Source organism: Niallia sp. FSL W8-1348, from assembly GCF_038006745.1.
GTDB lineage: Bacteria > Bacillota > Bacilli > Bacillales > Cytobacillaceae > Niallia > Niallia alba.
In genome coordinates, this window is sequence record NZ_JBBOVV010000001.1 from 2,021,387 (window position 1) to 2,044,914 (window position 23,528).

Here is a 23,528-nt window from a genome sequence, read left to right on the forward strand (position 1 = left end):
ATCTATCTGAGCTATGTACAAAATTAGTATATGGTTCCAATGTTAATAAATCGTTGAATCTATTTTAAGGAATGGTAAATGATTGTAAATTTCCCGTTGATTTTGGGATAAAGTGGAGCATCATTTTAGATGAATTTGTGTTTTTTTATGAATGGAGAGGATTACTTGAGGACGTTGGGGAAGCGAAAATATCTGGCTTGTAAACTTCCAAGAGGTATATTTGAAGAAAATGAAATACAAAATACATCTTCCCCTTTTGACCTTACTAATAGCTTACGGCTAAGTGCTTTTTTAATTTATCCATTTTATACACCTTCGACACCTCCTTGTTAATAATACTGGAACTTCATTTTATATAATTCCCATTTAATAATTAAAACAGTTCTAAACCTGTTGAATAATTTAGAAATAAAAAACAGATAATATATTGTAAATAAAGACGCTTTAGTTTGGAGCCTAGAATACATATTATGAAGAAATTTTTTATTTTATTTTTAATGATGATGTTATGTTTTTTTACTCTATATAAATACTCTGTTACAGCTGAACAAAATGAATCTATTGTAAAAGATGGAATAAATAATACGAATAAGGATAGTACTAATCTTAGGTTACAGGATATGCTAGTTTTAGTTTTAATTCCTCATATTCGAAATGATTTAAGTAAATCCTATCCAAAGAGTGATGGGATAGAAATAGAACCCTCGCTTGTTAACTTGATTCAAACAAAACGTGTCAATGGTTTCCGTGGATTTATATTAACTTTAACTTTGGAAGTACAACCTTCTGTTGGTCATCATTCACCAATTGGTAAAGACAGACTTACTTATGAAATATCTTATGGTCCTGAGATAAAATTGCTAAATCATACTCATTTAAAAACATATAAAAAACCCTTATAAAATAGGACTTTTTAAACAACAAAGGCTATGTCTGTGTGAAATTCAAAATTGTAGTGTTTTATCAGAAAAAAACTCAAATGTTATACAAAATCCGATTTTTGCATCCCAGCTAACCTCATAGTTGAAATCTTTCACTTAGTTGCATTTTCAATGTCACGACAGGAAAAGACCTTCTGAGAGTAAGAAAATAAAAGGACTTTAAACATCATTTTTAGGTGATAGGCACTTCGACCACCGCCTTTATAGAAGAAAAATAAGCCTTCATCTGATATAGCTTCTACCCTTTCATTGACTACACCTGTGACATGGTGTTTAGGTATAAGTAAGTGCCTAAGGGTCAAAAAACAGCCTGTAATTGACGCTTGTTATTAGGTTTGAATGTAAGGAATAACTGTCTCTCTGTTTCTCTTTCATGTTATCATTTTCTTAGTAATCATTAGATTCCACATAAAAAATCGTCCCTTTAATCACTTACATTTTACATTTTACTAAAAAGGATGTTTAACAGATATATTAAGTGCTTATCTAGTTATAAATTTTAAATCCATTGTTTTTTTACCGAAGTTTTTTGCGCCTACAAATTTCTTGTCATTTTGGCTGCAACCTAATACGGTAGCACCTGATCCTGTATACGCTTTATCCCTGCAAAACCCCCACCATATATCAATTGCATAAGGTGTAAGCGATGTAGATACCCCTCTATCTTGAACAGAAAAACTTGAAAAAGATTGTCCATCACCTTGCATTATTGTACTTGGAGTAGTTACGGTGGAACCAAAAGGAACAGGAGCATCATTTCTCATCGCAACATAACCAGCTTTTGGTACTAATCCGGATGCTACAAATCTAGTGTTACCGTTTGTTTTGTATTTACTAGCAGAATACGCTGTAACATTTTGGTTATATTTAGTATAGTAATCAGCATTCACAGTTAGAGGAACTAGTATAATCAGAAAACTAAATATTAAGAATATTCTAATAATTATTTACATAAATATCCACTCCTATTTTATGGTGTTTTATTTCTTTCCCATTCTTCCCAATAATATATTGGTGTAGTGGCTAAAATTAACTTATTATTTACATACTCTAAATCTGTAAGATTTTCAGAGGTTATATTTAAATTTGTAACATCATAAATGGATTGGTAATCAAATTCCTTTGCGTCTTCATTAAATTTCAATAATATAATCTCTCCATTATTTGTAAGCCCGAATAAATTATTGGATTTTTCAATTATCTTACTTAAATTTGTATTAAGTTTACACTTATTCCATTTTTCATTTTCAAAATTATAGCTCAACAAAGAATCTTCGTCTAAAATAAATAATTTATCACCCAATAGTTTAATATCTAACGGTGCAATCTTATCGTTTGGTAAATCAACTGTATTCCAGTTATCTTTATCGCTAATCAATATTTTTTTTCGACGTAAAAACTAGTAAATCACCATTTTCAGATATTTGATGTAATAATATGGGCTCTTTCATCATCTTTTTATCCCAGTGCTCTCCACCATCATATGTGGTAAATATATAATCTCCAGATAAAACAGCAATATAATTCCCCTTAGAAATTTCTATTTTATCAATCTGTTCTTTACGTCATAACAAGTTAGTTTTTATCCAAGTGAAATCTTCACACTATAGTTAACGTAAATAATAGAAAATTATTAAGATAGTTTATTTCACTAGTGTTGCATTAATTTATTTTCATTATTAAAAATACTCAAAATGTTCAATTTTATTATTTTGTGCAAAGAAAAAGTCCTTTATAATGGATAAGTCAGGTGGTAACCCGTCCAAATCCACTAAAAAAGGACCAACACATGGACAAGATTACACGAAAAACTTCATTTGGACAATGGTTTTCACCAATAAATCTTCAACTTTTTGAAGAAACCGTGAAAACGTTGAAATTAGATTACTATACGAAAAAACTAAAAACAGACTCATTTCTAAAATTACTCCTTTTTGCACAGCTACAAGAAGTCGAAAGTTTGCATGAGCTAAGCGATTGTCTTTTCGACGACCAACTACAAAAAGGCATTGATCTTGATTCAATCAGTATTTCTCAGCTCTCACGCCGATTAAACGGTATAAATCCAGATTTATTTCAAAGGCTTTTCCTTGATTTAGTCGCACAAATTCATGCAAAAACACATTATACAAAGCTTATTATGCCGTTAAAAATCATTGATTCAAGCACATTGCCACTTAATTTGACCAATCATAAATGGGCAAAGTTCCGCAAAACAAAAGCGGGTGTCAAGTTGCATTTGAGACTTGTGTTTATGGAAAAAGGGAGTTCCTATCCTGAAAAGGCTGTTTTAACAACGGCAAAAGAACATGATCGTGGTCAGCTTGAAATCATGGTTGATGATAAAGAATGCATGTATGTGTTTGACCGTGGCTACCTAGATTACGAGCGCTTTGACCGAATGACAGATGATGGTTACTTTTTTCTTTCAAGGCTACGGAAAAACGCAGTCATACGGGAAGTTTATAATTTTAAACTACCCGAGAATTCAGCTGTTTTGTCAGATCAAATGGTGTTGATTGGTACGACTCAAAACCGTGCTGAAAATTACTTTCGTCTTCTAAAAGTGATGGATTCAAAAGGAAATGAACTGCATTTAATTACCAATCGTTTTGATTTGAGTGCCGAAGAAATTTCAGAGATGTACAAATCACGGTGGGCAATTGAGTTGTTCTTTAAATGGATCAAACAGCATCTCAGCATCAAAAAGTTCTACGGTCAAAGTGAATGGGCGATTCAAAACCAAGTGTTTATCGCACTGATTGTTTTTTGCCTACATGTTCTCGTACAACTTGAAACAAGAAGTAAGCGAAAAACCTTACAAATTAGCCGTTATTTAAGGGCTGCATTGTGGAAACCAGCCCATATCTGGCTTCGAAAGATTGAAGGGAAAGCCATCCCTTAATAAGCAAATTGTTGTTGTCGCACAAGTCTAATTGTAAAAAAAACCCAAATGGATGGAGCCACCTTTGAATAGGTATTTACCTTTTTGGCTCTAAACAAGGAGGATAATCAGACTGAAAATTGCGACAATATTTATGCAACACTAGTGAGTTTATTTATCAATCTAAATATATCTACATTATTCTTTGACTTATTTTCCGCCCATATATGGTATAGTTTGATTTTTTTTACTTTTATAAATATTTTAATATCTTTAGGGTTTTTGTGAGTATACAAATTTTTATCTTGCGGTTTGATAACAATGTTATAAAGTAAAAAGGCAGTTAAAAGTTCATTAAATTGAATTTCAACTGCCTTTGTTAATATTGGATTTTTTCAGTGTTCTCATACAATATAAAAATCACCTTTTGGATTCTTAATTCTTTTTTTCATATGTCCTTGACAAAGGGTACCAGATTGACACTGCCGCTCTATTATCCTCTTAATAATACAGTGACCACTCCAATGAAAAATACCCCGCATAAACACCATGTATCTTGTTTCTTCCAATATACTCTTCTAAATGTAGATCGTTTTATTCCAGAATTGTATCCTTTAACGTCCATCATATTAGCCATATCCTCTGCTCTATTCAAAGAACTCGCAAATAAGGGAAGAAATATCGGCACTAATGTTTTCATTTGCTTGAATAAAGACCCGTCGCCAAACTCTGTCCCTCTTGCTCTTTGTGCATCCATTACCTTTTGTGTCTCATCAAGTAAATTAGGAATGAAACGTAAGGAAATGGATAACATGATGCTAATATCATCAACAGGAATCTTTACTAAACGCAACGGCGATAAAAGTTTATTTATCCCATCTGTTAAATCAATTGGCTTTGTTGTTAATGTTAAAACGGTGGATAAAAATACAATCATAACAAAACGACTAAAAATAAATAGGCCATTTATTAAGCCGTACTCTGAAATGGAAATAGGTCCCCATGTTACATATACTTTGCTGCCAGAAGTAAATAGCACTTGTAGCACTACTGTGAATAAAATGAGCCAGATCATCGGTTTTACTCCCCGTACATACGTGCGAAGAGGAACTTGTGATAAGTGCATGATAAACAGGGTAATTAACCATAAAAACAAGTAGCCTAGCCAATTATCTGCTATAAATAGCATAGCTATAAGTAAAACGACTGAAATCATCTTTGCCCGAGCATCTAGTTGATGAAGCCATGATTCCCCTGGAAAATACCTTCCTAAAATTAATTTATTCATACTAATCCCACCGCAACCAAGGCATCTGCTAGTTCTTCCAACGTTAAACACACATTTGGTAGTTTTATTCCTGTTTCCTGTTCAATCCTTCTTTGATAATGTCGAGCCTGCGGTATTTCTAGCCCCCAACTCTCCAATAACTCTGTATCTGAAAAGATCTTTTTGGTTTTTTCATATTTTAAAATTTTTCCTTGATCCATTAAAATAACTCGATCTGCGTATAAAGCTACATCCTCCATATCATGCGTCACTAGAATGGTCGTTAAACCTTCTTGTTGATGCCAAGTAGAAATAAGAGACATTATCTCCTTTTTACCTTGCGGATCCAAGCCTGCACCTGGTTCGTCTAAGACAAGCACAGATGGCTCCATTGCTAAAATCCCTGCAATCGCTACTCTTCTTTTTTGCCCACCAGATAAGGAAAACGGTGATTTCGATAAAATAGACGGCTCTAAACCAACTAGGTCTATTACCTTTTTTGCCTTTTCTTTCGCTTCTTCTAATGGAACACCAAAATTAAGCGGTCCAAAGCAAATGTCCTTTTCGACTGTTTCAGCAAATAATTGGGACTCTGGAAATTGAAAAACCATCCCTACTTGTTTTCGTATCTTTCGGATAGCGTCTTTTTGGTTAGAAGACTTGATTACTGTATTCCCTACACGAATACTTCCCTCGGATGGTAGAAGCAAGCCATTTAATGTCTTAAGTAAACTTGATTTCCCAGCACCAGTTCTCCCAATGAGCGCTGTAAAAGTTCCTGATTCAATTGTAAGATTTACGGAATTTAATACGTTTGGTTTGCGGATTGGTCCGATTTGATAATTTGCGGATACATCCTTTAATTCGATTTGCATATCCATAGCACCATTTCTTCTTCTGTCATGTATTTATCTGGAACCTTACGTTTTCTACTTTTCAATGCTTCTCTCAGTTTCTCTGCAAACGGCTTTTCTAGTGTTGAATCTGAAAAGAAGAGCTGTGAGGGGCAATCTACTGTTTTAATTCTCCCTCGCTCCATGACCATTACTTTGTCAGCATGTGCTGCTTCCTCCATGTCATGAGTAATAGATAGAATCGTCATTCCCTTGTTTGTTAATTTACGTATCGTAGCCATTAATTCCTTTCGGCTTCTTGGATCTAACATAACAAAGGCTTCATCCAATATGAGTACCTTTGGCTCTAATGCTAGCATTCCTGCAATCGCAACTCTTTGTTTTTGGCCGCCTGATAATTGAGAAGGATCGGCCATACGATAATCGAGCATATCTACATCTAATAATGCTTTATCCACTCTTTCTCGCATTTCTTCATAAGACATATTTATATTTTCCAGTCCGAAAGCAACATCATCTTCTACCGTTGTTCCAATAAATTGATTTTCTGGATTTTGAAAAACAATCCCAATATGCTCAAAACTTTGCTCTTTCTTTGTAACCGATCCATTTAACTTAATTTTTCCTTCATCTAATTGAAGCAATCCAACAAGCAAATGCGCTAATGTTGATTTACCACTGCCATTATGGCCAATAAGCGCCGTCCATTCTCCCTCTCTTAACTGAAAGGAAACGTCCATTACATTGCCTCTATCCTGCTTTTTATCATATCGAAAGCTTAATCCTTCCACTTCTAAAACAATTCCCAAACCAATCCCCCCTTATGAGAAAAGCACCAGTGTTTTGCTTATCCGTTATATTTTTATCTAAGGCTGTTTTCGTAAAGTTTGTTGCGATTACCCGCACCAGGAATACACTTCGCTTTCCGCGGGGCCCGCTCTGAGCCTCCTTAGCTTCGCCTCCGAGGTCTCAGATTGTCTCGCTAATCCCCGTGGCGTCTACGTGTATTCCGGCTGCTCCATTATTCCAACTAATTCTTTTTTCCGATTGAAAAACAACAATTCTTTAGAAAACAGCCTTATCTAATAATGAAGGACATAGCTAACGATACTACTAGAAATCCATTAACGATAATTAAATTTTTGACTGCTAAACTAAATGTTTTTGATTTAACTTGGATTTGGTTAAAAATCCGAATATGCTTATATACTGGTAATATCGCTATTAAACTTATTAATGCAATAGCTGGTAGTAGATGGAGAAATACAGAGATCAGTATCGCAACAAAGGATCCAGCATAAAGGCCATTATATAACCATAAAGAATATTTCTTTCCTAAATAAAATGGTAAAGTGAAACGATGGTTCTTTATATCGTCTTCCACATCACAAATATTATTTGCCAGCATTAGGTTTGCAATCGTAAACATACACGGTAAGGATACAATGATAATTTCTATTATTTTTATAATGTTCACTTGCAGCATAATCATTTCCTGTTCCCATACTAATGATGCAATACCATAATCAAATGCGTTTACATACACTGTTAGAAAGACGATTCCAACTCCCATTGTTACGCCAGAAAATAATTCTCCTAAAGGCATTCTTGATAAAGGAATTGGTCCAAAGGTATACAAGATGCCAATACAAAAACATATAAAACCAATCAAAAGCACCAATAATCCCGTTTCCACTGTGAGCCAAACGCCTAATCCCGTCGCTGTTAAAAAGAGTGTTAAAATCGTTGCGATAACCGTACTTTCTTTTATTCCCTCTTGCCCAATCACGTTTTTTTCTTTCCTGTATTCATCACTATTTGCTTTTCGATAATCCATATAATTATTAATGGCTGTTGTTGTTAAATCAAAGATTAACATGGAGCTAAAAAATATAAGCGTGTTTTTCCAATGGAGTGCTTCATAACGGTATAATACGAATAATATTCCGATAAAAAATGGGAATATACTAGCTATTTTTGTTTGTATTTCTACTAACTTTAAAAATGAACGAATCGACATTCCTAATGACCCCTTTCTTCCTTATTAATTTGCTAATTTAAATTTCTCATTCGTTAATGTAAATTTACCTTTTAGTCCTGATGTTAAGTAAACTTCTTTATCTTTGGTTACAAAAATGGCTTCCATTCCATCCATTTGTTCTACTGCTTTTAACCCTTCTTCTACCCCTTTTATAAATATTGTTGTAGAGTATCCGTCTCCATCGAATGACTTATCGGAAACAATCGTTATACCAGCAACATCATTATTGACAGAGTAGCCAGTTTTGGGACTAAGAATATGGTGGTATTTCACTCCATCTACCTCTAAATACCGTTCATATATCCCAGATGTAACAATAGAAGTATTGCTTTCTTCCATTTTCCCTACCATTTCGCCCCTATCGGAAAAAGGATCCTGAACCCCAACTTCCCAAGGTTTTCCGGAAGGATTCATTCCTTTTACATAAATGTTTCCGCCTAAATCAACAATGGCAGATTTCACACCATTATCGTTTAATACTTTAACAACTTCGTCTGTTATAAACCCTTTTGCTATTCCTCCTAAATCCAACATCATTCCTTGTTCCGGCAAATATATTGTTTGGTTTTCTTCATTTAATTCTATCTTTGAATAGTTAATAAAAGGGAGAACGGCATCAATTTCTGATTGCGTTGGCTTTTTCTCATCTGGAAATCCAATATGCCACAAATTAGTTAACGGACCAATTGTTATATCAAAGTCCCCTCCTGAGTAACCACTATATTCTTTTCCTGCTTTCACTAAACGGTAGATATCATCTGGTACTTGAAGTGGCTTACGACCAGCATTTTCATTTATTTCATCCACAATAGAGCCCTCTTCGTTCACCGTGATTTGGCTTGCTAATAACTCTATTCGATCAAACACTTGATCTAATACGGCTTCCTTGTCCTTATCATAGATTTTAATCGTAACTACTGTTCCCATTAAAAATTCCGTTCTTTTATATGGGGTACTAGTTACTCCTGCATCAGATTCCTTTTGCTTGCCACAGCCTACTAATAAAAGGAGGGAAAGAAAAAGGATCACCGCCATTTTAAATTTATTCATTCAAATCATCCCTTCTATGAATATCACATTATGGTTGTTTTATTTTTTTCTATAATCCATATAATTTGTTATTATTTTCACAATGTGAATTTTTTCACATTTATAACACCGTCATTTTATCATTGCTTTCTGCCACTGTCTATCGACTTTTTAGTGGACAAAAGCCTATAAAACAGCCGATTTACGGATTAACCATTGTCTTAATAGTGTTTATCAGCACCTTCTTAAAATATGGAGAATTTATGACAAAAATACTCTGTTTATAAATGTTTCGAAAATGTGAACAATCGAAATTTTAAATTGTATACATTCTATGAAGTCCATAGACAGATATAAACCACATTGTTATATTAGTATTGTTCAAAACTTCACAAAAAAGTAATTAACTATTATGGGAGTGAATAGGAAGAATGGACAAAAAAAATATTGTCATAATCGGAGCAGGTTATGCAGGCGTTCATGCCGCAAAAAAACTTGCTAAAAAGTATAAAAAAGATGATTCAGTTTCCATTACACTTATAGATAGACATTCCTATCATACAATGATGACTGAATTACATGAGGTTGCTGCACATAGAGTAGAGCCGGATGCTATTCAATTTGATTTACGCCGTTTATTTAATCGCACAAAGGTTAAATTAGTTACAGACAACGTTAAGCATGTTGATTATCAAAGCAAAGTAGTTACAACAGAGCACGGTCAATTTTCTTTTGATTATCTAATCTTAGGAATGGGTGGCGAACCAAATGATTTTGGAACACCTGGAGTACAAGAAAATGGCTTTACCCTTTGGTCTTGGGAAGATGCTGTTAGATTAAGAGAACATATTGAAAAGATCGTTCGTAAAGCGGCTACTGTTCACGATGAAGCTACAAGAAAAGCCATGCTGACCTTTACTGTCTGTGGTTCTGGGTTCACGGGAATCGAAATGGTTGGGGAACTTATTGAATGGAAAGAACGATTAGCGAAAGACTATAAACTAGATGCAGATGATATTACTTTATATGTTGTAGAAGCTGCTCCTACTATATTAAATATGCTAGAACGCAGAGATGCTGATAAAGCAGAAAGCTATATGGTGAAGCAAGGAGTTAAAATCTTAAAAAGCGCTCCAATTGTTGAAGTCAAAGAAGATGCTATCGTACTAAAATCCGGCGAAGAGCTACCGACTTATACACTTATTTGGACAGCGGGTGTTCGCGCAAACTCTGATACAAAAGATTACGGCATGTCAGCTGGAAGAGCAGGTCGCTTAAAAGTAAATGCTCATATGGAATCTGAAGACTATAAAGATGTTTATGTAGTTGGTGACTTAGCATATTTTGAAGAAGAGCCTGGAAAGCCTACTCCACAAATTGTTGAGGCTGCTGAACAAACTGCTATGACTGCAGCTAAAAATATTATTGCAGAAATTAGCGGTGGTGAAAAGGAAGAATATGTAGGAAAGTACCATGGTGTTATGGTTTCCATCGGAGCAAGATACGGTGTTGCTAATTTAAGTGGTGTTCATCTAAGCGGTTGGTTTGCAAACTTCATGAAGCATATGGTTAATCTATATTATTTCTTTGGTATCAGAAGTGGCTATTATATGTACCAATATGTAATGCATGAGTTTTTCCATACAAAAGATAAGCGTAATATCTTCCGCGATTTCTTAACACGCTATGGCAATGTCCTTTGGAGCTTACCTTTACGCGTATTTGTTGCAGGTTTCTGGATAATAGAAGCATGTGCGAAGCTATGGGGAGAATCAACATGGAAAGATTCTATTTCCAGCTGGTCAAAGGTTCCAAACCTATTCAATGGTCTTGGTGAAGATTCTTGGTTAACTGCTACAAGTGTTAAAATGCCTTTTGAATGGTTACAAACTGCTACAAGTGGTGCTAGTGAAGCGGCAACTTCTACTGATTTTGCAACACCAATTTTAAGTAAAATGCCATTCTGGTTTGAGTGGATTATGAAAATCATGCTTCCAACACCAGAAGTTGCGCTATTTATGCAAAAAATGATGATCTTTATTGAGTTAGCAATCGGATTAGCAATTCTTGCAGGTTTATTCACATGGTTAGCAAATGCTGCAAGTGCTGCATTCTTAGTAATGTTCACTTTATGTGCAATGCTTGGATGGGATAAAGTATGGGCATTACCAGCATCTATCGCTTTAATGAATGGATCTGGTCGTACATTTGGATTAGACTACTGGGTTGTTCCTTTCCTTCAAAGAAAATTGGGCGACTGGTGGTACGGAAAAGAACGAGCGATATATAAAGACTATAAATAATTGACAATATGCTAGAAACATAGGGAATACAACGTTCTCCATGTTTCTAGCAATCCTTTGAATCAGTAAAGGAGAAAAAAGAATCTATTGGATTTTATTCTTTAACCGTTTTATAAACCTTAAGCTTTTAAACCAATAGGTTGCTTTCCGCGGGGAGTCTCGTATATCAGCTCCAATCAACCTGTTAACAATAGGGTAAGTTATAGAATAAAGAATCTGCAAATACCTATTCTTTTTTGTCCTGTACTGATTAATAGGTATCAGTATTTGTTTAACCTACAATCAACTTATTTATAGGAATAATTATATTCGCAAGAATGGAAGTTGAGAATATGACGAAAAATCAACGCCTTGTATATATAGCACTACTTGCATCTCAAGCAGTAATTATAAGCTTATTGGAACGGGCTATCCCTTTTCCCTTTGCATTTGCTCCAGGAGCAAAACTTGGATTAGCAAATATTATCACATGCTTGGCGTTATATACACTTTCTACAAAAGATGCCTTTAAAGTAGTCGCAATTAGACTTTGCTTGGCAACATTATTAGGAGGAACGCTTTCTACTTTTATGTATAGTGCTAGTGGAGCTCTCTTAAGCTTTATCGGCATGTGGGGTGCGAAACAACTTGGAACAAAACGAATTAGCTTAATCGGTGTAAGTACCACCGGAGCAATTCTTCATAATATTGGACAATTAGCCGTTGCAGGTTTTGTGGCACAAACATGGACTGTATTCTTATATTTACCTGTTCTATCCTTTATCGGGATCTTATCGGGAATAGCCATAGGAATACTAGCCAACTATTTAATCACACATGTAGAAAAACTACAATATTATCGAGATTTATCGGAAATAAACGAATCTAGTAATGAAAGAGGTTAGACTATGCGTGTACATCAAATGTGGGATACGTATCCAGAATTAAAAAATGACTTGTCTAAAGTACTTCAATTAATTAAAAGTAATATTCGTGTTCGTGATAAAGTAGTTGAAAAGACGATTAAGGATTTAATCTATTCCGGCGGCAAGCTACTTAGACCTGCCTACTCCCTGCTTTGTTCACAAATAGGTCCTTCAAAAGATAAAGGTCGTGCGGTTGCTGTGGCAGCGGCATTGGAAACATTGCATATGGCAACACTCATCCATGACGATGTCATTGATGAATCACCAACACGACATAACATTCCAACTATCCATGCTCATAACGGGAATAAGTTTGCCATCTATGCAGGTGACTATCTATTCTGTGTTTGTTTTACAATTTTATCTAAGCACGCAACATCTCTTTCCCATTTAGAATTCAATGCCCGCAGCATGGAAAAAATCTTAAGCGGAGAGCTAGATCAATTAAATGCTCGTTATCAATCTACTGTTACGGTTAAAAATTATTTAACAAGAATCTCCGGAAAAACAGCTCAGCTTTTTGCCGTAAGCTGCTATTCCGGCGCAATCGAGAGTGAAGCAAGCAGACCACTCGCTATGAACGCTTGGAATATGGGACATTATATTGGCATGGCTTTTCAAATAATGGATGATATTCTAGATTATAAAGGAGATTCTCAAACATTAGGAAAGCCTGTAATGGCAGATATTAAGCAAGGTCATTACAATTTGCCACTTATCTATGCAATCCAAGCAAACCCTAAAGAGCTTATCCCTCTTTTAGATAAAAAAGATGCTTTGACTGACGAGGATATGCAGCTAATTTCTGAGCTTATAACTAAATACAAAGGAGTTGAAAAAGCAGAACTCCTTGCGAAAAAGTATACGGAAAAAGCCATCAAACAACTAAGTAAATTACCTGAAGGAGATTACAAAAACCATCTTTATGAAATTACTACTAGCTTATTAAAAAGGAAGGTTTAATGTGCTCTTTACCATAATCCGAACCCAGCCATTGCAAGCCAATCGGCATGATGGGTTCGGATTTTGCTTATCAGCTCTCTTCTTTTTTATATTTATCTTTAAACTCCCAAAAGCCTGGAACACTATTTAAGTCATATTGGTAGGCAGATTGTATTAACATTATTTTTAGCTCTTGAGAAAGATCTGCCATATCATTAGGATTTGTTCTTTTCATTAATTTATTGACCTTTGGCTCAAACAGTTGAATTAATTCATTTAGTACTTCTGGATCTGCCTTGGCCCTTTTCACCATCGTGTACATATCTGTCATTTGGCATTTTCCTTTCGTTGATCTTGATCAATTTTCTTCCATTCCTTAAGAAGTTCATCCATTTTTTTGTCTAATCGAAGTAGAACAAATAATGATAAAGTTAGCGGAAAACCAAAATTACTGATCATCGTCATCCATTGAGTCATGTCTATTAATTCCATCTTCCTTCCTCCCTTTGTTCGTAAATGTAAGAATACGCTTTAAAGCTGTTTTTCTCGTTTTCGACACATATTGCTGGGACGTACTAAGTATCCGGGCAATTTCTGTATCCGATAATTTATAAAGGTAAGCATAGGTAAGAATCGTTCGTTGTGATAAGGTCAGGCCAAGAATGGCTGAATATATCGTTTCATCTGAAATATATTCCTCCATCCCAGAACGTAAATCTTCTTTCTCCACTATCCATTCCATTTCTGCCTCCCTATCATTTAGAGGCATGTCCCTCTCTCCTCCTTCTTCCTTTTCAGTCAGTATTAAAGGAAACCTTTTCTGATATGTCGTTACATTTTTATTAAAATTAATGGTGCTATACTCCATCGAAGAAGTGATATAAGAAATAAACCGAATAGTAAAGAAATGTTTTTTAAAGGCTTTATCCACTTTTTCCTTATTTTCCTTTGTCGGACATTCGATCGCTTTTTTTAACAGATGAACATTTACCTTTTTTTGCAAAAAACTCCTTACAATTGGATTGCTTAATAATGATTTGTTTTCCTCTAAAAACGTGGTATATGCTTCTGACTGTGAAGAACGCCATTCCTTCATATTTTAAACCTCCCAAAAGGAACATATGTTCTGTTTTTGTTGTAAAAAAAGGGACTAATCAATATTAGCCTCTTTTTGACTAGATAGGTTATTTTTACCTCCTTCTATTTATATAAAGAAAGGTTCGACGCAAAAATAACAACCACTTGTCCTAAATTCATTTAATCGTTTACAGACAACTTTATATCAAAGATAGCATTGTCTATATTTTCTTCCAATACGACAAAAGTCCAGTTTTTTGCTACTATCTTCGTAAATTGCTGAAAAGATTCTTTCGATAAGGTTATTGTCCCAAGTATTTCTCCGCGGTCTTCATAATCTCTTCCTTCCACTAATTGATATTTCAATAATAAAAGCCTCTTTAGTGCTCCTTTAGTTAAAAAGGTTATTTCATAATCATCTGAAATGATCGCTTTTACTCCTTCTCTATTTTCTTTATAATAGGAGAAAAGCGTTTCCCAATCCGGCAACCCATTCCCACAATTTTCAAAAAAAACAAAATCATCCGTTTCGAGGGCTTGGATAATCTCTTCTTCCATAAATCCTTTTTCTTTCACTTGTTCCAACATAATTGCAAAATTGAGTGCTACTCTAATCACTAAAATCCTACTCCCTTCGAGTTTCCTATTGATTTCATTACATGAAAAAGATAAAGTGAAACTTCCATCAGTGAGGGTTTTCCTTTATCCCCACTGATGGTTAGTTGAACCAATCGAGCCTTTAATCTCCCACCTATACCTATCGAGGGCACTGAAAAACTGGCTAGTTAATGATGATGCGCAATAGCCACTTTTTAAACATAAGATGATGGATTTGTTTTCACTTTCAAATATGCTTGCTCTTAATTTCGTACGAAAAAAAGACTTTTCAGTGGTCTCATACCTATCTTCATTGAATTCTTAAAGCTTACGATTGACTCTTACTGTCCGTTGAAAATGGGATAAATCGGTAGAAATACTTCCAGTAAACAGCTTTCTTTTGCCATTGTCTGAATAGTTTAAGTATAATCTATTTTGAAAGGAGTTAGGAGAATGATTACACAAAATCCATTTGTTCCATTTAGTGTTGCGATGGTTACCCCTTTTGATCAAAAAGAGAGGCTGTCGCTTAGTGGTATCTATTCATTAATAGATTACTATAAACAGAACCATGTCCCAGCTCTTCTTATTAGTGGTTCTACGGGAGAACAACATTCAATGACAATTGAAGAACGACAGATTCTCTATCAGGAAGCAAAGTCAGCGGGGAAGGATAGTCTTCTCCTCATTGGTGGAGTTGCTGCCGTAAGAACAACAGATGCCATACGATTAGCGGAAGCTGCTCAAAGAGAAAAATTGGATGGAATTATGCTTGGATTTCCTCCCTATTTACGTATGAGTCAGCTAGAAGCAGCAGCTTATGTGAAAAGAGTTTGTGCTGTTACTGATTTACCTATTATGCTCTATAACAATCCACCCCGGACTGGATTTAACCTAGAATTAAATACCCTATATCATTTAGTAGAGAAGTATCCTCAGATTAAAGCTTTAAAGGAGGCAGGAAATCCTAGCAATGCTCCGATAGTCAAAAGGGAGCTTGGCTCTTCCTTCTCTGTTTTAACAGGATTTGATTTACTTCTTTTGGATAATATGCGAAATGGATATGATGGAATTACTAGTATAATAGGAAATGTTTTTCCAAAAGAAATGCAACAAATTGTTGAATTGATAAAACGGGAAGAATGGGTATTCGCAGAAGAACAATTCAACAAATTACGCCCAACCGTACATACAATCTTAGAACTTGGAGCATTGCGAGCTATAAAATATGTCCTAACGGAAAACAATATAGAAGCTGGAATTTGCAGAGAGCCATTATCTCCTTTGAGTAAACAAGAAAAGAAAATAGTAATGGCTGTTTGGCAAAATCGAGAAGTACTATGAGAAAAAATGCTGACTTATTCTGAGGACACTGAAAAACTGGCTAGATAATGATGATGGGCAATAGCCACTTTTTAAATATAAGATGATGGATTTGTTTTCCGAGGCGTCCGCTCGCTTTCCATGGGGCGAGCGGACGCCTCTCCAAACCAACCTTTTTTTACTTTCAAACATGCTTGGTCTTAATTTCGTTCGAAAAAAAGACTTTTTCAGTGGTCTCCTTATTCTGCTCTTTTTTACTTTACTGTTTTTTGGGTAGTATAGAGTATCTTAACTTTTAATTGGGTTCATCAGGAGCATTGCAACAACATGCTTTACAAGGAACCGATTTTTTCCAATCAACAGACAAGCATATCATTTGGCACTTTCCCTCTCTCTGTTTTAATCTAAAATAGACAATAATCCACCTTTTTGTGGAATTAAGGAGATGATTTTGCATGAAAATTACTTATCATGGTCAATCCGCGATTGAAATTAGTACAGAAGGAAAATCATTCATTATTGATCCGTTTATTAGCGGAAACCCTTCAGCCACAACAAAAGTGGAGGAAGTGAAAGTAGACGCTGTTCTATTGACCCATGCACATATGGATCATATTCTCGATGCCGCACCAATTGCAAAAGCAAATAATGCCCCAGTTGTCGCTAATCCTGAGTTAGCTGCCTATATGGCCTGGAAAGGTGTCGAAACAATTGGTATGAATATCGGAGGAACAGTCGATTTAGGATTCGCTAAAGCGAAAATGACACATGCATTCCACAGCTCTGGGATTATTGACGAAGAAAATAAAAATATCTTGTATGGCGGAATGCCAGCTGGATATATCATTGAAGCAGAAGGAAAAGTGTTACACCATGCTGGAGACACTGGACTTTTTAGCGATATGAAGATGATTGGTGATAGGCATCATTTAGACGTCGTGTTTCTACCAATCGGAGACCATTATACAATGGGACCAGAGGATGCGCTACAAGCAGCCGAATGGTATCAAGCCAAATTAGTTATTCCTATCCATTACAATACATTCCCTGCTATCGAGCAAGACGCTAAGGCGTTTGTGAATAAACTAGAAGAGCTCGGTTTAAAAGGAAAAGTATTAGAACTGGGTGAGACATTCGAATTATAATAAAAAAACTAACCATCAGTGGAGGGTCCTTATCCCCGCTTATGGTTAGTTTCCACTTATCCTTCACAAACTCCCACATACTAAGTCTGTCGACACCTATACGCTATCTTCAATATTAGTAAGCAGTCCAGCCACCATCTGCCGTAATGACTGTTCCATTTAAGAAGCTTGAATCATCCGATGCTAAAAACAAGGCAACCTTTGCAATTTCTTCTGCACTACCAGCTCTTGGGTTTATAGCCATACCTAGTTGCTGTTTTGCCGCGCCATATTGATTGATATTTGTCATCGAAGCACCAATATTTGTGATAACTGCTCCTGGAGCAATCGCATTACATCTAATCCCTTTATCTGCATACATAAAACCAGTATTTTTCGTAAAACCAACAACCGCATGCTTACTAGCCGTATAGGCTGCACCTGCACGAGCGCCATATAATCCTCCAGCAGAAGCGATATTTACTATGATGCCACCTTGTTGCTCTAAAAATAGTGGCAATACTTTTCTAGTAGAACGCATGACACTCGTTGTATTAACAGCAAAGATTCTATCCCATATTTTATCCTCAATATCCGCTGCTGGCTCCATATTGTCCATAATCCCAGCATTATTCACTAATATATCTACTTTTCCAAAAGTATCAATGGTTTTATCAATCAACTGCTGAATATCGTCTTCTAACGCTACATTTGTTTTTAATGCAACTGCATTGCCACCATTATTTTTAATTTCTTGAACTGTAGCCTCTGCGCCTTCTAAATTCAAATCAGAAACAACAACACTCGCTCCTTCTTTTGCATAAATGAGAGCAATCTCTCTCCCCATCCCAGATGCTGCACCTGTAATTACTGCAACCTTGTCTTGTAATTTCATTTTTAAATCCACTCCCTCTATTGAAATCGCTAGCAATACTAATTGAATTATTTAACGTATTCACTACTCTTATAGTATAATTTTATTAAAATAACTTATTCAATCAGCAAAAAAAGAAGATATGTATCTTATTGAACAAACGAGTAGGATTTTGTTTTATTACTCAAATTCTTTGAAGTAGTAGGGAGGTTTATGTGATGAAGACCAACGAAACTAACTCTGATAGAAGAGTGAAAAAATCAAAAAAAGCATTAAAAAACGCCCTTATCACTTTAATGGATCAAAAGGATTTTAAAGATATCACCATAACAAATATTGTCGAGCATGCAGATGTTAATCGCGGAACTTTTTATCGCCATTACCAGTACAAAGAAGATTTACTAGAGGATCTAACAAATGATGTTCTATCAGATCTAATTTGGGCCTATCGCTTTCCCTATGTTCATCTAGAAACCTTTGATATATCCTACATTAACAGCTAAATCAATTAAAATATTTGAACATGTGCAAAGGCATGCCTTGTTTTATAAGTTAGTCTTCTCTTCTGATTTCCTGTACGATTATCGATTACGTATCTATCAAACGTTAAAAAAAGTAAATAATGAAGATTTTGAGTATGCCCTAATAGATCCAAAAATTAACCGAAACCTTCATATCAGTTATCAAGCCAATGCAATTGTTGGCTTGATCATGGAATGGGTCAAGGAGGACTTTTGTTATCCTTCTGAATATATGGCAGAACAATTATTAGCATTTATTAATACGACTAATTCTCCTCCATCCAAAATTAAAATATTAAGCTAATTTTTCTTAGCTTAGCCTATAAAAAAGAAGGTTGGTATGAGCTGCATTTTTGGCATATCCAGCCTAATTTCTGTTTTATGAGCTAAGCTTGCTTGTGTATCAGCCAACTCTGCTTAGATATCAGCCAAACTTTCAATTTATCAGCCAACTCTGCTTAGATATCAGCCAAACTTTCAATTTTTCAGCCAACTCTGCTTAGATATCAGCCAAACTTTCGATTTATCAGCCAACTCTGCTTAGATATCAGCCAAACTTTCGATTTATCAGCCAACTCTGCTTAGATATCAGCCAAACTTTCGATTTATCAGCCAACTCTGCTTGAATATCAGCCAAACTTTCAATTTATCAGCCAAAGCGCCTTCTCCCAACAACACAGACAAAAAAGAACTGCCCTCGAAGGACAGCCCTTATCATTACATTACTTTTCTTTCTTCTTCCCATTGAGCAATTTCTTTCACTCTTGCTTCTACTTGCTCTGGTGTAAGACCATTGTGTTTTACATAGAAGTTTCTTGGATGTGTGCGGCACTCATGGCTACAGCTTCTCATATACTTTTCTTCATTTTCTTCACTGCATAACATTTTACGGTTACACTCTGGATTTGCACAGTTTACATATCTTTCACATGGCTCTCCTGTAAAGAAGTCACGTCCAACAATCACATGTTCTTTTTGATTGACTGGCACACTGATTCTTTGGTCAAACACATAGCATTGACCATCCCAAAGTTCGCCTTGTACTTCTGGATCTTTTCCGTAAGTTACAATTCCACCATCTAATTGACTTACATCTTCAAAGCCCTCTTTTAGTAACCAGCCAGAGAATTTTTCACATCTTACCCCACCAGTACAGTAAGTAAGAATTTTTTTGCCCTCTAGCATGTCTTTATTTTCTTTAATCCATTGCGGTAATTCTCTAAATGTTTCAATCTCTGGCTTAATAGCGCCTCTGAAATGACCAAGATCAAATTCATAGTCATTACGAGCGTCAATCACAATTGCGTTAGGATCTTGCATTTCCTTATAAAATTCTGTTGGCTTTAAATGCTTACCAGTTATCTCAAGTGGATCTACATCATCTTCTAAGCTTAAATTAACTAATTCTTTTTTATGACGCACATGCATTTTCTTAAAAGCATGACCATCCGCTTCATCGATTTTAAAAATAGTATCGCTAAAACGCGGATCCTGTCTCATTGCTTCTATATACTTGTCTGTTTGCTCTACCGTACCAGAAACCGTTCCATTGATCCCTTCATGCGAAATAAGAATACGACCTAGTAATCCTAACTCTTTACAAAGGGCTAAATGCTCTTTTGTGAACTCTTCTGGATTATCAATTGGTACATATTTATAATAAAGTAAAACTCTATATTCACTCATTTTTCAACACCCTATTCTAAACAATTTATCAATCTATACTTAACTATACAATAAAAGTGACAACAGTAAAAACTCATTGCTCCTATTTATTCATTAGGATTCCAACAAAGAATTCTATCGATTAAATGGCTTAAAAGCAACAAAGTTAGCAGCTATATAAAATTAACACAAATGATATAAAAATGTAGGTACACAAACAAAAAGAGACTTCATAAAATCGAAATCCCTTCCTGCTTAGATTTATAATAGTAATTATAATATAACAAAATGTAAAAAGAAAGAAGCACATTTTACCTTCTAAGGAAATCTGACATCAAAATGATTTTCCTATTATTCCTTGACTCGATGGTCTATGGTCCCTCTAAGCTATTTAAAAATAACGAGTATACTAAATAAATAGAGTTAATAATACTTAACATACTAATTTCTTCAATTATTGGTGATTTAAAATCAGAATCACTTTTATCACTAACAAGAATGATTTCTTCTGCATTTCTTGCCAAAAAAGAATCTTCTCTCCCAGTTATCGCCACTATAGGGATTCCCTGTCCTTTTAATACTTTCACCAAGCGAACGATAAATCTTGTATCACCTGAAAAAGAAATAACTAAAGCAAAATCTCCTTTTCTAAGAGAAAGAGCGTCCGAGATTTGATTTTCATGATTACTATATGCCGTTACATATTTTCCTCAAAAGAAGATTATAAAAAAAGAGGAAAAACAAACACTTCTAAAGGAGAAAAAGCCTTACAAGTATTGCAAGCACTTGGCGGGAAAGAAAACATTAACAATTTAGATGCCTGCATTACAAGACTTCGCGTTGGCATTATTGATAAGTCACAAGTAAACCATGATCAATTAAAGCTGCTTGGCGCAAAGGGTGTCCTCGATGTCGGAAACGGAATTCAGGCCATTCTTGGTCCTACCTCCGAAGTATTAAAAAACCAAATTATTGATATTATTGATCAAGATGAAACTGCATAAAGTGAAACTTCCATCAGTGGGGGATTCCTTCCTCCCCACTGATGGTTAGTTGAACCAATCGGACCTTTACGGACAGTTGATCTCCCACTTATCTCCCTCGTATTCTTATAAACTTTTAGGTCAGAGTCTTACTGTCCGTTAAGAGTGGGATAAAGTGAAACTTCCATCAGTGGGGGTGTTTCTTCCTCCCCCACTGATGGTTAGTTGAACCAATCGGACCTTTACGGACAGTTGATCTCCCACTTATCTCCCTCGTATTCTTATAAACTTTTAGGTCAGAGTCTTACTGTCCGTTAAGAGTGGGATAAAGTGAAACTTCCATCAGTGGGGGTGTTTCTTCCTCCCCCACTGATGGTTAGTTGAACCAATCGGACCTTTACGGACAGTTGATCTCCCACTTATCTCCCTCGTATTCTTATAAACTTTTAGGTCAGAGTCTTACTGTCCGTTAAGAGTGGGATAAAATTTATTTTGTCTAATTTGAAAGGCTTTCCCAAAGTTACATGCTTGGAGAAAGCCTTTTTTTGATCATTTTTATATTATTTCATAGAAACATTAAAATGCAGTGCACAACCATATTTGGATTGCTGGAATGTTCTCTCTACATGGCGTATAGCTAGTTCAGGGGACAAGGCTGTATCAACCACTAGATCGGCTTTAATCTTATTAATAACCGTTATACTGGTTCTGATGTAATCATCCTGATAATTTTCAAAAAAAGCCCGAACATAGTTTATTTGCCCACAGAAAAACTGAATAGTATATTGGTTCATTTTGTCTCACACTTTAAGCAGAAACATCCGAATCACTTTTTTGTCCTCCGTAACTTACTGCATTAGCCTTATTAGCAGCTATTACAAATGGTAAATATACAAGCGTTGAAACAGCTAAGCAGACAAAACCAAGCAATAATGCAATATAGTTTCCACCTGTTCCAAGGAAGGCAATTAGTGGCCCTGGAGTGGTCCATGGTACGGAATAGGCAATTGGCGGAATTAGTCCTGAGACAATCGCAACATATCCGATAATAATATTAATAGCTGGAACTAGAATAAACGGTACAATTAAAATCGGATTCAATACTACTGGTAAACCAAAGATAATTGGTTCATTAATATTGAATAACCCTGGTGCAAGGGATAGCTTTCCAATATCCCGGTAATCTTGTCTTTTTGCAACAATAAAAATGGCAATAAGCAATCCAAGTGTCATACCAGAGCCACCATAGTTTGCAAAGGCGTCATTTATTGCCCAAGTTACAGGATATGGAGCTCCCCAAGCTGTTCCATGCTCTGCCACGAAGTTCAGATTTTCTAAGTTTGCCTCTGCAAACATTGCTTCACGAATGGCAGCAATTGTATTAGGACCATGAATACCAAATACCCATAATAAGTTGGAAACAATCGCTAGGATAACTAAAGATACAATATTAGTTCCCAAGCTCTTTAATGGTGTTTGAATCACTGCATAAATAAATCCGTGCAGTCCTTCTGGATAAACCGCATTTATTAAAGCGTTTACAATAGCGAACAAAACAGTAATAATTATAATTGGAAATAATACCTTAAAAGAACGAGAAACAGCAGGAGGTACAGAGTCCGGCATATTTATTTGTAATTTTTTTGACTTAGATAATCTACTGAACAGCTCTCCAACTAACAACCCTACGATTAACGCAACAAATAATCCTTGTGCCCCTACCCATTGAGTCGTTAAAAAGTTTGTTCCTTCTACATTTGTATAAGGTGGATAAATGATGAAAAATACGGAAAGACCTGTGAGTCCACTTAACAATTCATCTGCTTTAAGGGAAATCGCCATATTTCTGGCAACGAGAAAGACAATAAACATGGATAAAATATTAACAGATCCATTTAAAACTGGAGAGAAAACCGACTGCAAGTCAGCTAAATTCGGAAATAATTTATGCAAGAATAAGATTTTGGCAATGAAGCCGTCTGGAGCTAAAACCGCGAAGTTTAGTAGGACAATTAATGAACCTGCAAGTGTGATAGGAAAAGATAGAATAAATGCATCACGGATAGCAACTATATGCCTCTGTGAGTTTAATTTTGCTGCAACTGGCACTAACGTTTTCTCCGCAAACTTTTCAAAAGCCGCCATAAAACCCATTATATAATTCCCCCTAAATAATTATCGTTATTTTTACAGTGGAA

The 23,528-nt window shown here is 35.4% G+C and carries 26 protein-coding genes; 10 read left to right on the forward strand and 16 right to left on the reverse strand.

Annotation, left to right across the window (positions count from 1 at the left end):
• Positions 1-470: 470 nt before the first annotated feature.
• Entirely contained in the window at positions 471-902 is a 432-nt protein-coding gene (locus NST60_RS09575) for a DUF3888 domain-containing protein (protein ID WP_212119474.1), read from the forward strand.
• Between the two features lie 131 nt (positions 903-1,033).
• On the opposite strand, the gene NST60_RS26770 is transcribed toward NST60_RS09575, so the two are convergent.
• The 3 genes from NST60_RS26770 to NST60_RS09585 form a co-directional block, all read right to left on the reverse strand.
• Positions 1,034-1,243 (reverse strand): transposase, encoded by a 210-nt coding sequence (locus NST60_RS26770; RefSeq protein ID WP_224428136.1) that lies wholly within the window; start codon positions 1,241-1,243, stop codon positions 1,034-1,036.
• A 180-nt stretch (positions 1,244-1,423) separates the two neighbouring features.
• Positions 1,424-1,831, reverse strand: a complete 408-nt coding sequence (locus NST60_RS09580; RefSeq protein WP_224428137.1) for a hypothetical protein — start codon at positions 1,829-1,831, stop codon at positions 1,424-1,426.
• A gap of 80 nt (positions 1,832-1,911) precedes the next feature.
• Positions 1,912-2,319 carry a hypothetical protein gene (locus NST60_RS09585; RefSeq protein ID WP_224428138.1) on the reverse strand — a complete coding sequence of 136 codons (408 nt, stop codon included), beginning with the start codon at positions 2,317-2,319 and terminating at the stop codon, positions 1,912-1,914.
• A 411-nt stretch (positions 2,320-2,730) separates the two neighbouring features.
• Between NST60_RS09585 and NST60_RS09590 the strand changes: the two genes are divergently transcribed.
• Entirely contained in the window at positions 2,731-3,846 is a 1,116-nt protein-coding gene (locus NST60_RS09590) for an IS4 family transposase (RefSeq protein WP_016201461.1), read from the forward strand.
• Between the two features lie 472 nt (positions 3,847-4,318).
• Here NST60_RS09590 and NST60_RS09595 read toward each other — a convergent pair whose 3' ends face one another.
• The 5 genes from NST60_RS09595 to NST60_RS09615 form a co-directional block, all read right to left on the reverse strand.
• Positions 4,319-5,113, reverse strand: a complete 795-nt coding sequence (locus NST60_RS09595) for an energy-coupling factor transporter transmembrane component T family protein (RefSeq protein ID WP_224428139.1) — start codon at positions 5,111-5,113, stop codon at positions 4,319-4,321.
• Positions 5,110-5,967: an energy-coupling factor transporter ATPase gene (locus tag NST60_RS09600; protein WP_411955787.1), complete on the reverse strand. Its 858-nt coding sequence runs from the start codon at positions 5,965-5,967 to the stop codon at positions 5,110-5,112. The genes NST60_RS09595 and NST60_RS09600 overlap by 4 nt, the downstream gene beginning before the upstream one ends.
• Positions 5,952-6,755 (reverse strand): energy-coupling factor transporter ATPase, encoded by an 804-nt coding sequence (locus tag NST60_RS09605; RefSeq protein ID WP_016201334.1) that lies wholly within the window; start codon positions 6,753-6,755, stop codon positions 5,952-5,954. The genes NST60_RS09600 and NST60_RS09605 overlap by 16 nt, the downstream gene beginning before the upstream one ends.
• 269 nt (positions 6,756-7,024) lie before the next feature.
• Positions 7,025-7,966: a 1,4-dihydroxy-2-naphthoate polyprenyltransferase gene (gene menA / locus NST60_RS09610; protein ID WP_016201335.1), complete on the reverse strand. Its 942-nt coding sequence runs from the start codon at positions 7,964-7,966 to the stop codon at positions 7,025-7,027.
• Positions 7,967-7,990: 24 nt separating this feature from the next.
• Positions 7,991-9,037 (reverse strand): FAD:protein FMN transferase, encoded by a 1,047-nt coding sequence (locus NST60_RS09615; RefSeq protein ID WP_169187699.1) that lies wholly within the window; start codon positions 9,035-9,037, stop codon positions 7,991-7,993.
• Between the two features lie 410 nt (positions 9,038-9,447).
• Here NST60_RS09615 and NST60_RS09620 point away from each other — a divergent pair, with 410 nt between their 5' ends.
• The 3 genes from NST60_RS09620 (at position 9,448) to NST60_RS09630 (ending at position 13,187) form a co-directional block, all read left to right on the forward strand.
• On the forward strand, positions 9,448-11,319 hold the full coding sequence (locus NST60_RS09620; protein ID WP_016201337.1) for an FAD-dependent oxidoreductase: 1,872 nt from the start codon (positions 9,448-9,450) through the stop codon (positions 11,317-11,319).
• 332 nt (positions 11,320-11,651) lie between these two features.
• A complete protein-coding gene (locus NST60_RS09625) occupies positions 11,652-12,203 on the forward strand; it encodes a Gx transporter family protein (RefSeq protein ID WP_169187698.1) in 552 nt (183 codons plus the stop codon).
• A gap of 3 nt (positions 12,204-12,206) precedes the next feature.
• On the forward strand, positions 12,207-13,187 hold the full coding sequence (locus tag NST60_RS09630) for a polyprenyl synthetase family protein (protein ID WP_101729077.1): 981 nt from the start codon (positions 12,207-12,209) through the stop codon (positions 13,185-13,187).
• A gap of 70 nt (positions 13,188-13,257) precedes the next feature.
• Here NST60_RS09630 and NST60_RS09635 read toward each other — a convergent pair whose 3' ends face one another.
• The 4 genes from NST60_RS09635 to NST60_RS09650 form a co-directional block, all read right to left on the reverse strand.
• Positions 13,258-13,497, reverse strand: coding sequence for a hypothetical protein (locus tag NST60_RS09635; protein ID WP_016201340.1), 240 nt, complete (start codon positions 13,495-13,497; stop codon positions 13,258-13,260).
• On the reverse strand, positions 13,494-13,658 hold the full coding sequence (locus NST60_RS09640; RefSeq protein ID WP_016201341.1) for a YvrJ family protein: 165 nt from the start codon (positions 13,656-13,658) through the stop codon (positions 13,494-13,496). Before NST60_RS09640 ends, NST60_RS09635 begins: the two co-directional genes overlap by 4 nt.
• On the reverse strand, positions 13,615-14,262 hold the full coding sequence (locus NST60_RS09645) for a sigma-70 family RNA polymerase sigma factor (protein WP_169187697.1): 648 nt from the start codon (positions 14,260-14,262) through the stop codon (positions 13,615-13,617). Before NST60_RS09645 ends, NST60_RS09640 begins: the two co-directional genes overlap by 44 nt.
• A 161-nt stretch (positions 14,263-14,423) precedes the next feature.
• On the reverse strand, positions 14,424-14,861 hold the full coding sequence (locus NST60_RS09650; RefSeq protein ID WP_328022223.1) for a hypothetical protein: 438 nt from the start codon (positions 14,859-14,861) through the stop codon (positions 14,424-14,426).
• A 432-nt stretch (positions 14,862-15,293) separates the two neighbouring features.
• On the opposite strand from NST60_RS09650, the gene NST60_RS09655 reads away from it, so the two are divergent.
• Positions 15,294-16,184 (forward strand): dihydrodipicolinate synthase family protein, encoded by an 891-nt coding sequence (locus tag NST60_RS09655; protein ID WP_101729078.1) that lies wholly within the window; start codon positions 15,294-15,296, stop codon positions 16,182-16,184.
• Between the two features lie 434 nt (positions 16,185-16,618).
• Positions 16,619-17,308 (forward strand): metal-dependent hydrolase, encoded by a 690-nt coding sequence (locus NST60_RS09660; RefSeq protein WP_169187695.1) that lies wholly within the window; start codon positions 16,619-16,621, stop codon positions 17,306-17,308.
• A 115-nt stretch (positions 17,309-17,423) separates the two neighbouring features.
• Here the strand turns inward: NST60_RS09660 and NST60_RS09665 are convergent, their stop codons facing one another.
• Positions 17,424-18,182 carry an SDR family oxidoreductase gene (locus NST60_RS09665; protein WP_101729080.1) on the reverse strand — a complete coding sequence of 253 codons (759 nt, stop codon included), beginning with the start codon at positions 18,180-18,182 and terminating at the stop codon, positions 17,424-17,426.
• Positions 18,183-18,379: 197 nt separating this feature from the next.
• Between NST60_RS09665 and NST60_RS09670 the strand changes: the two genes are divergently transcribed.
• Positions 18,380-18,664, forward strand: a complete 285-nt coding sequence (locus NST60_RS09670) for a TetR/AcrR family transcriptional regulator (protein WP_169187694.1) — start codon at positions 18,380-18,382, stop codon at positions 18,662-18,664.
• Complete coding sequence (locus tag NST60_RS09675) at positions 18,639-18,986, forward strand: TetR-like C-terminal domain-containing protein (RefSeq protein WP_169187693.1); 348 nt, start codon at positions 18,639-18,641, stop codon at positions 18,984-18,986. The genes NST60_RS09670 and NST60_RS09675 overlap by 26 nt, the downstream gene beginning before the upstream one ends.
• Before the next feature lie 413 nt (positions 18,987-19,399).
• On the opposite strand, the gene trhO is transcribed toward NST60_RS09675, so the two are convergent.
• A complete protein-coding gene (trhO, locus tag NST60_RS09680; RefSeq protein ID WP_169187692.1) occupies positions 19,400-20,368 on the reverse strand; it encodes an oxygen-dependent tRNA uridine(34) hydroxylase TrhO in 969 nt (322 codons plus the stop codon).
• Positions 20,369-20,718: 350 nt separating this feature from the next.
• Positions 20,719-21,018, reverse strand: a complete 300-nt coding sequence (locus tag NST60_RS09685) for an SIS domain-containing protein (RefSeq protein ID WP_084668597.1) — start codon at positions 21,016-21,018, stop codon at positions 20,719-20,721.
• A 9-nt stretch (positions 21,019-21,027) separates the two neighbouring features.
• On the opposite strand from NST60_RS09685, the gene NST60_RS09690 reads away from it, so the two are divergent.
• Positions 21,028-21,351, forward strand: coding sequence for a glucose PTS transporter subunit EIIB (locus tag NST60_RS09690; RefSeq protein ID WP_169187691.1), 324 nt, complete (start codon positions 21,028-21,030; stop codon positions 21,349-21,351).
• A 786-nt stretch (positions 21,352-22,137) separates the two neighbouring features.
• Here NST60_RS09690 and NST60_RS09695 read toward each other — a convergent pair.
• On the reverse strand, positions 22,138-23,484 hold the full coding sequence (locus NST60_RS09695) for a PTS sugar transporter subunit IIC (protein ID WP_101729084.1): 1,347 nt from the start codon (positions 23,482-23,484) through the stop codon (positions 22,138-22,140).
• Positions 23,485-23,528 lie beyond the last annotated feature (44 nt).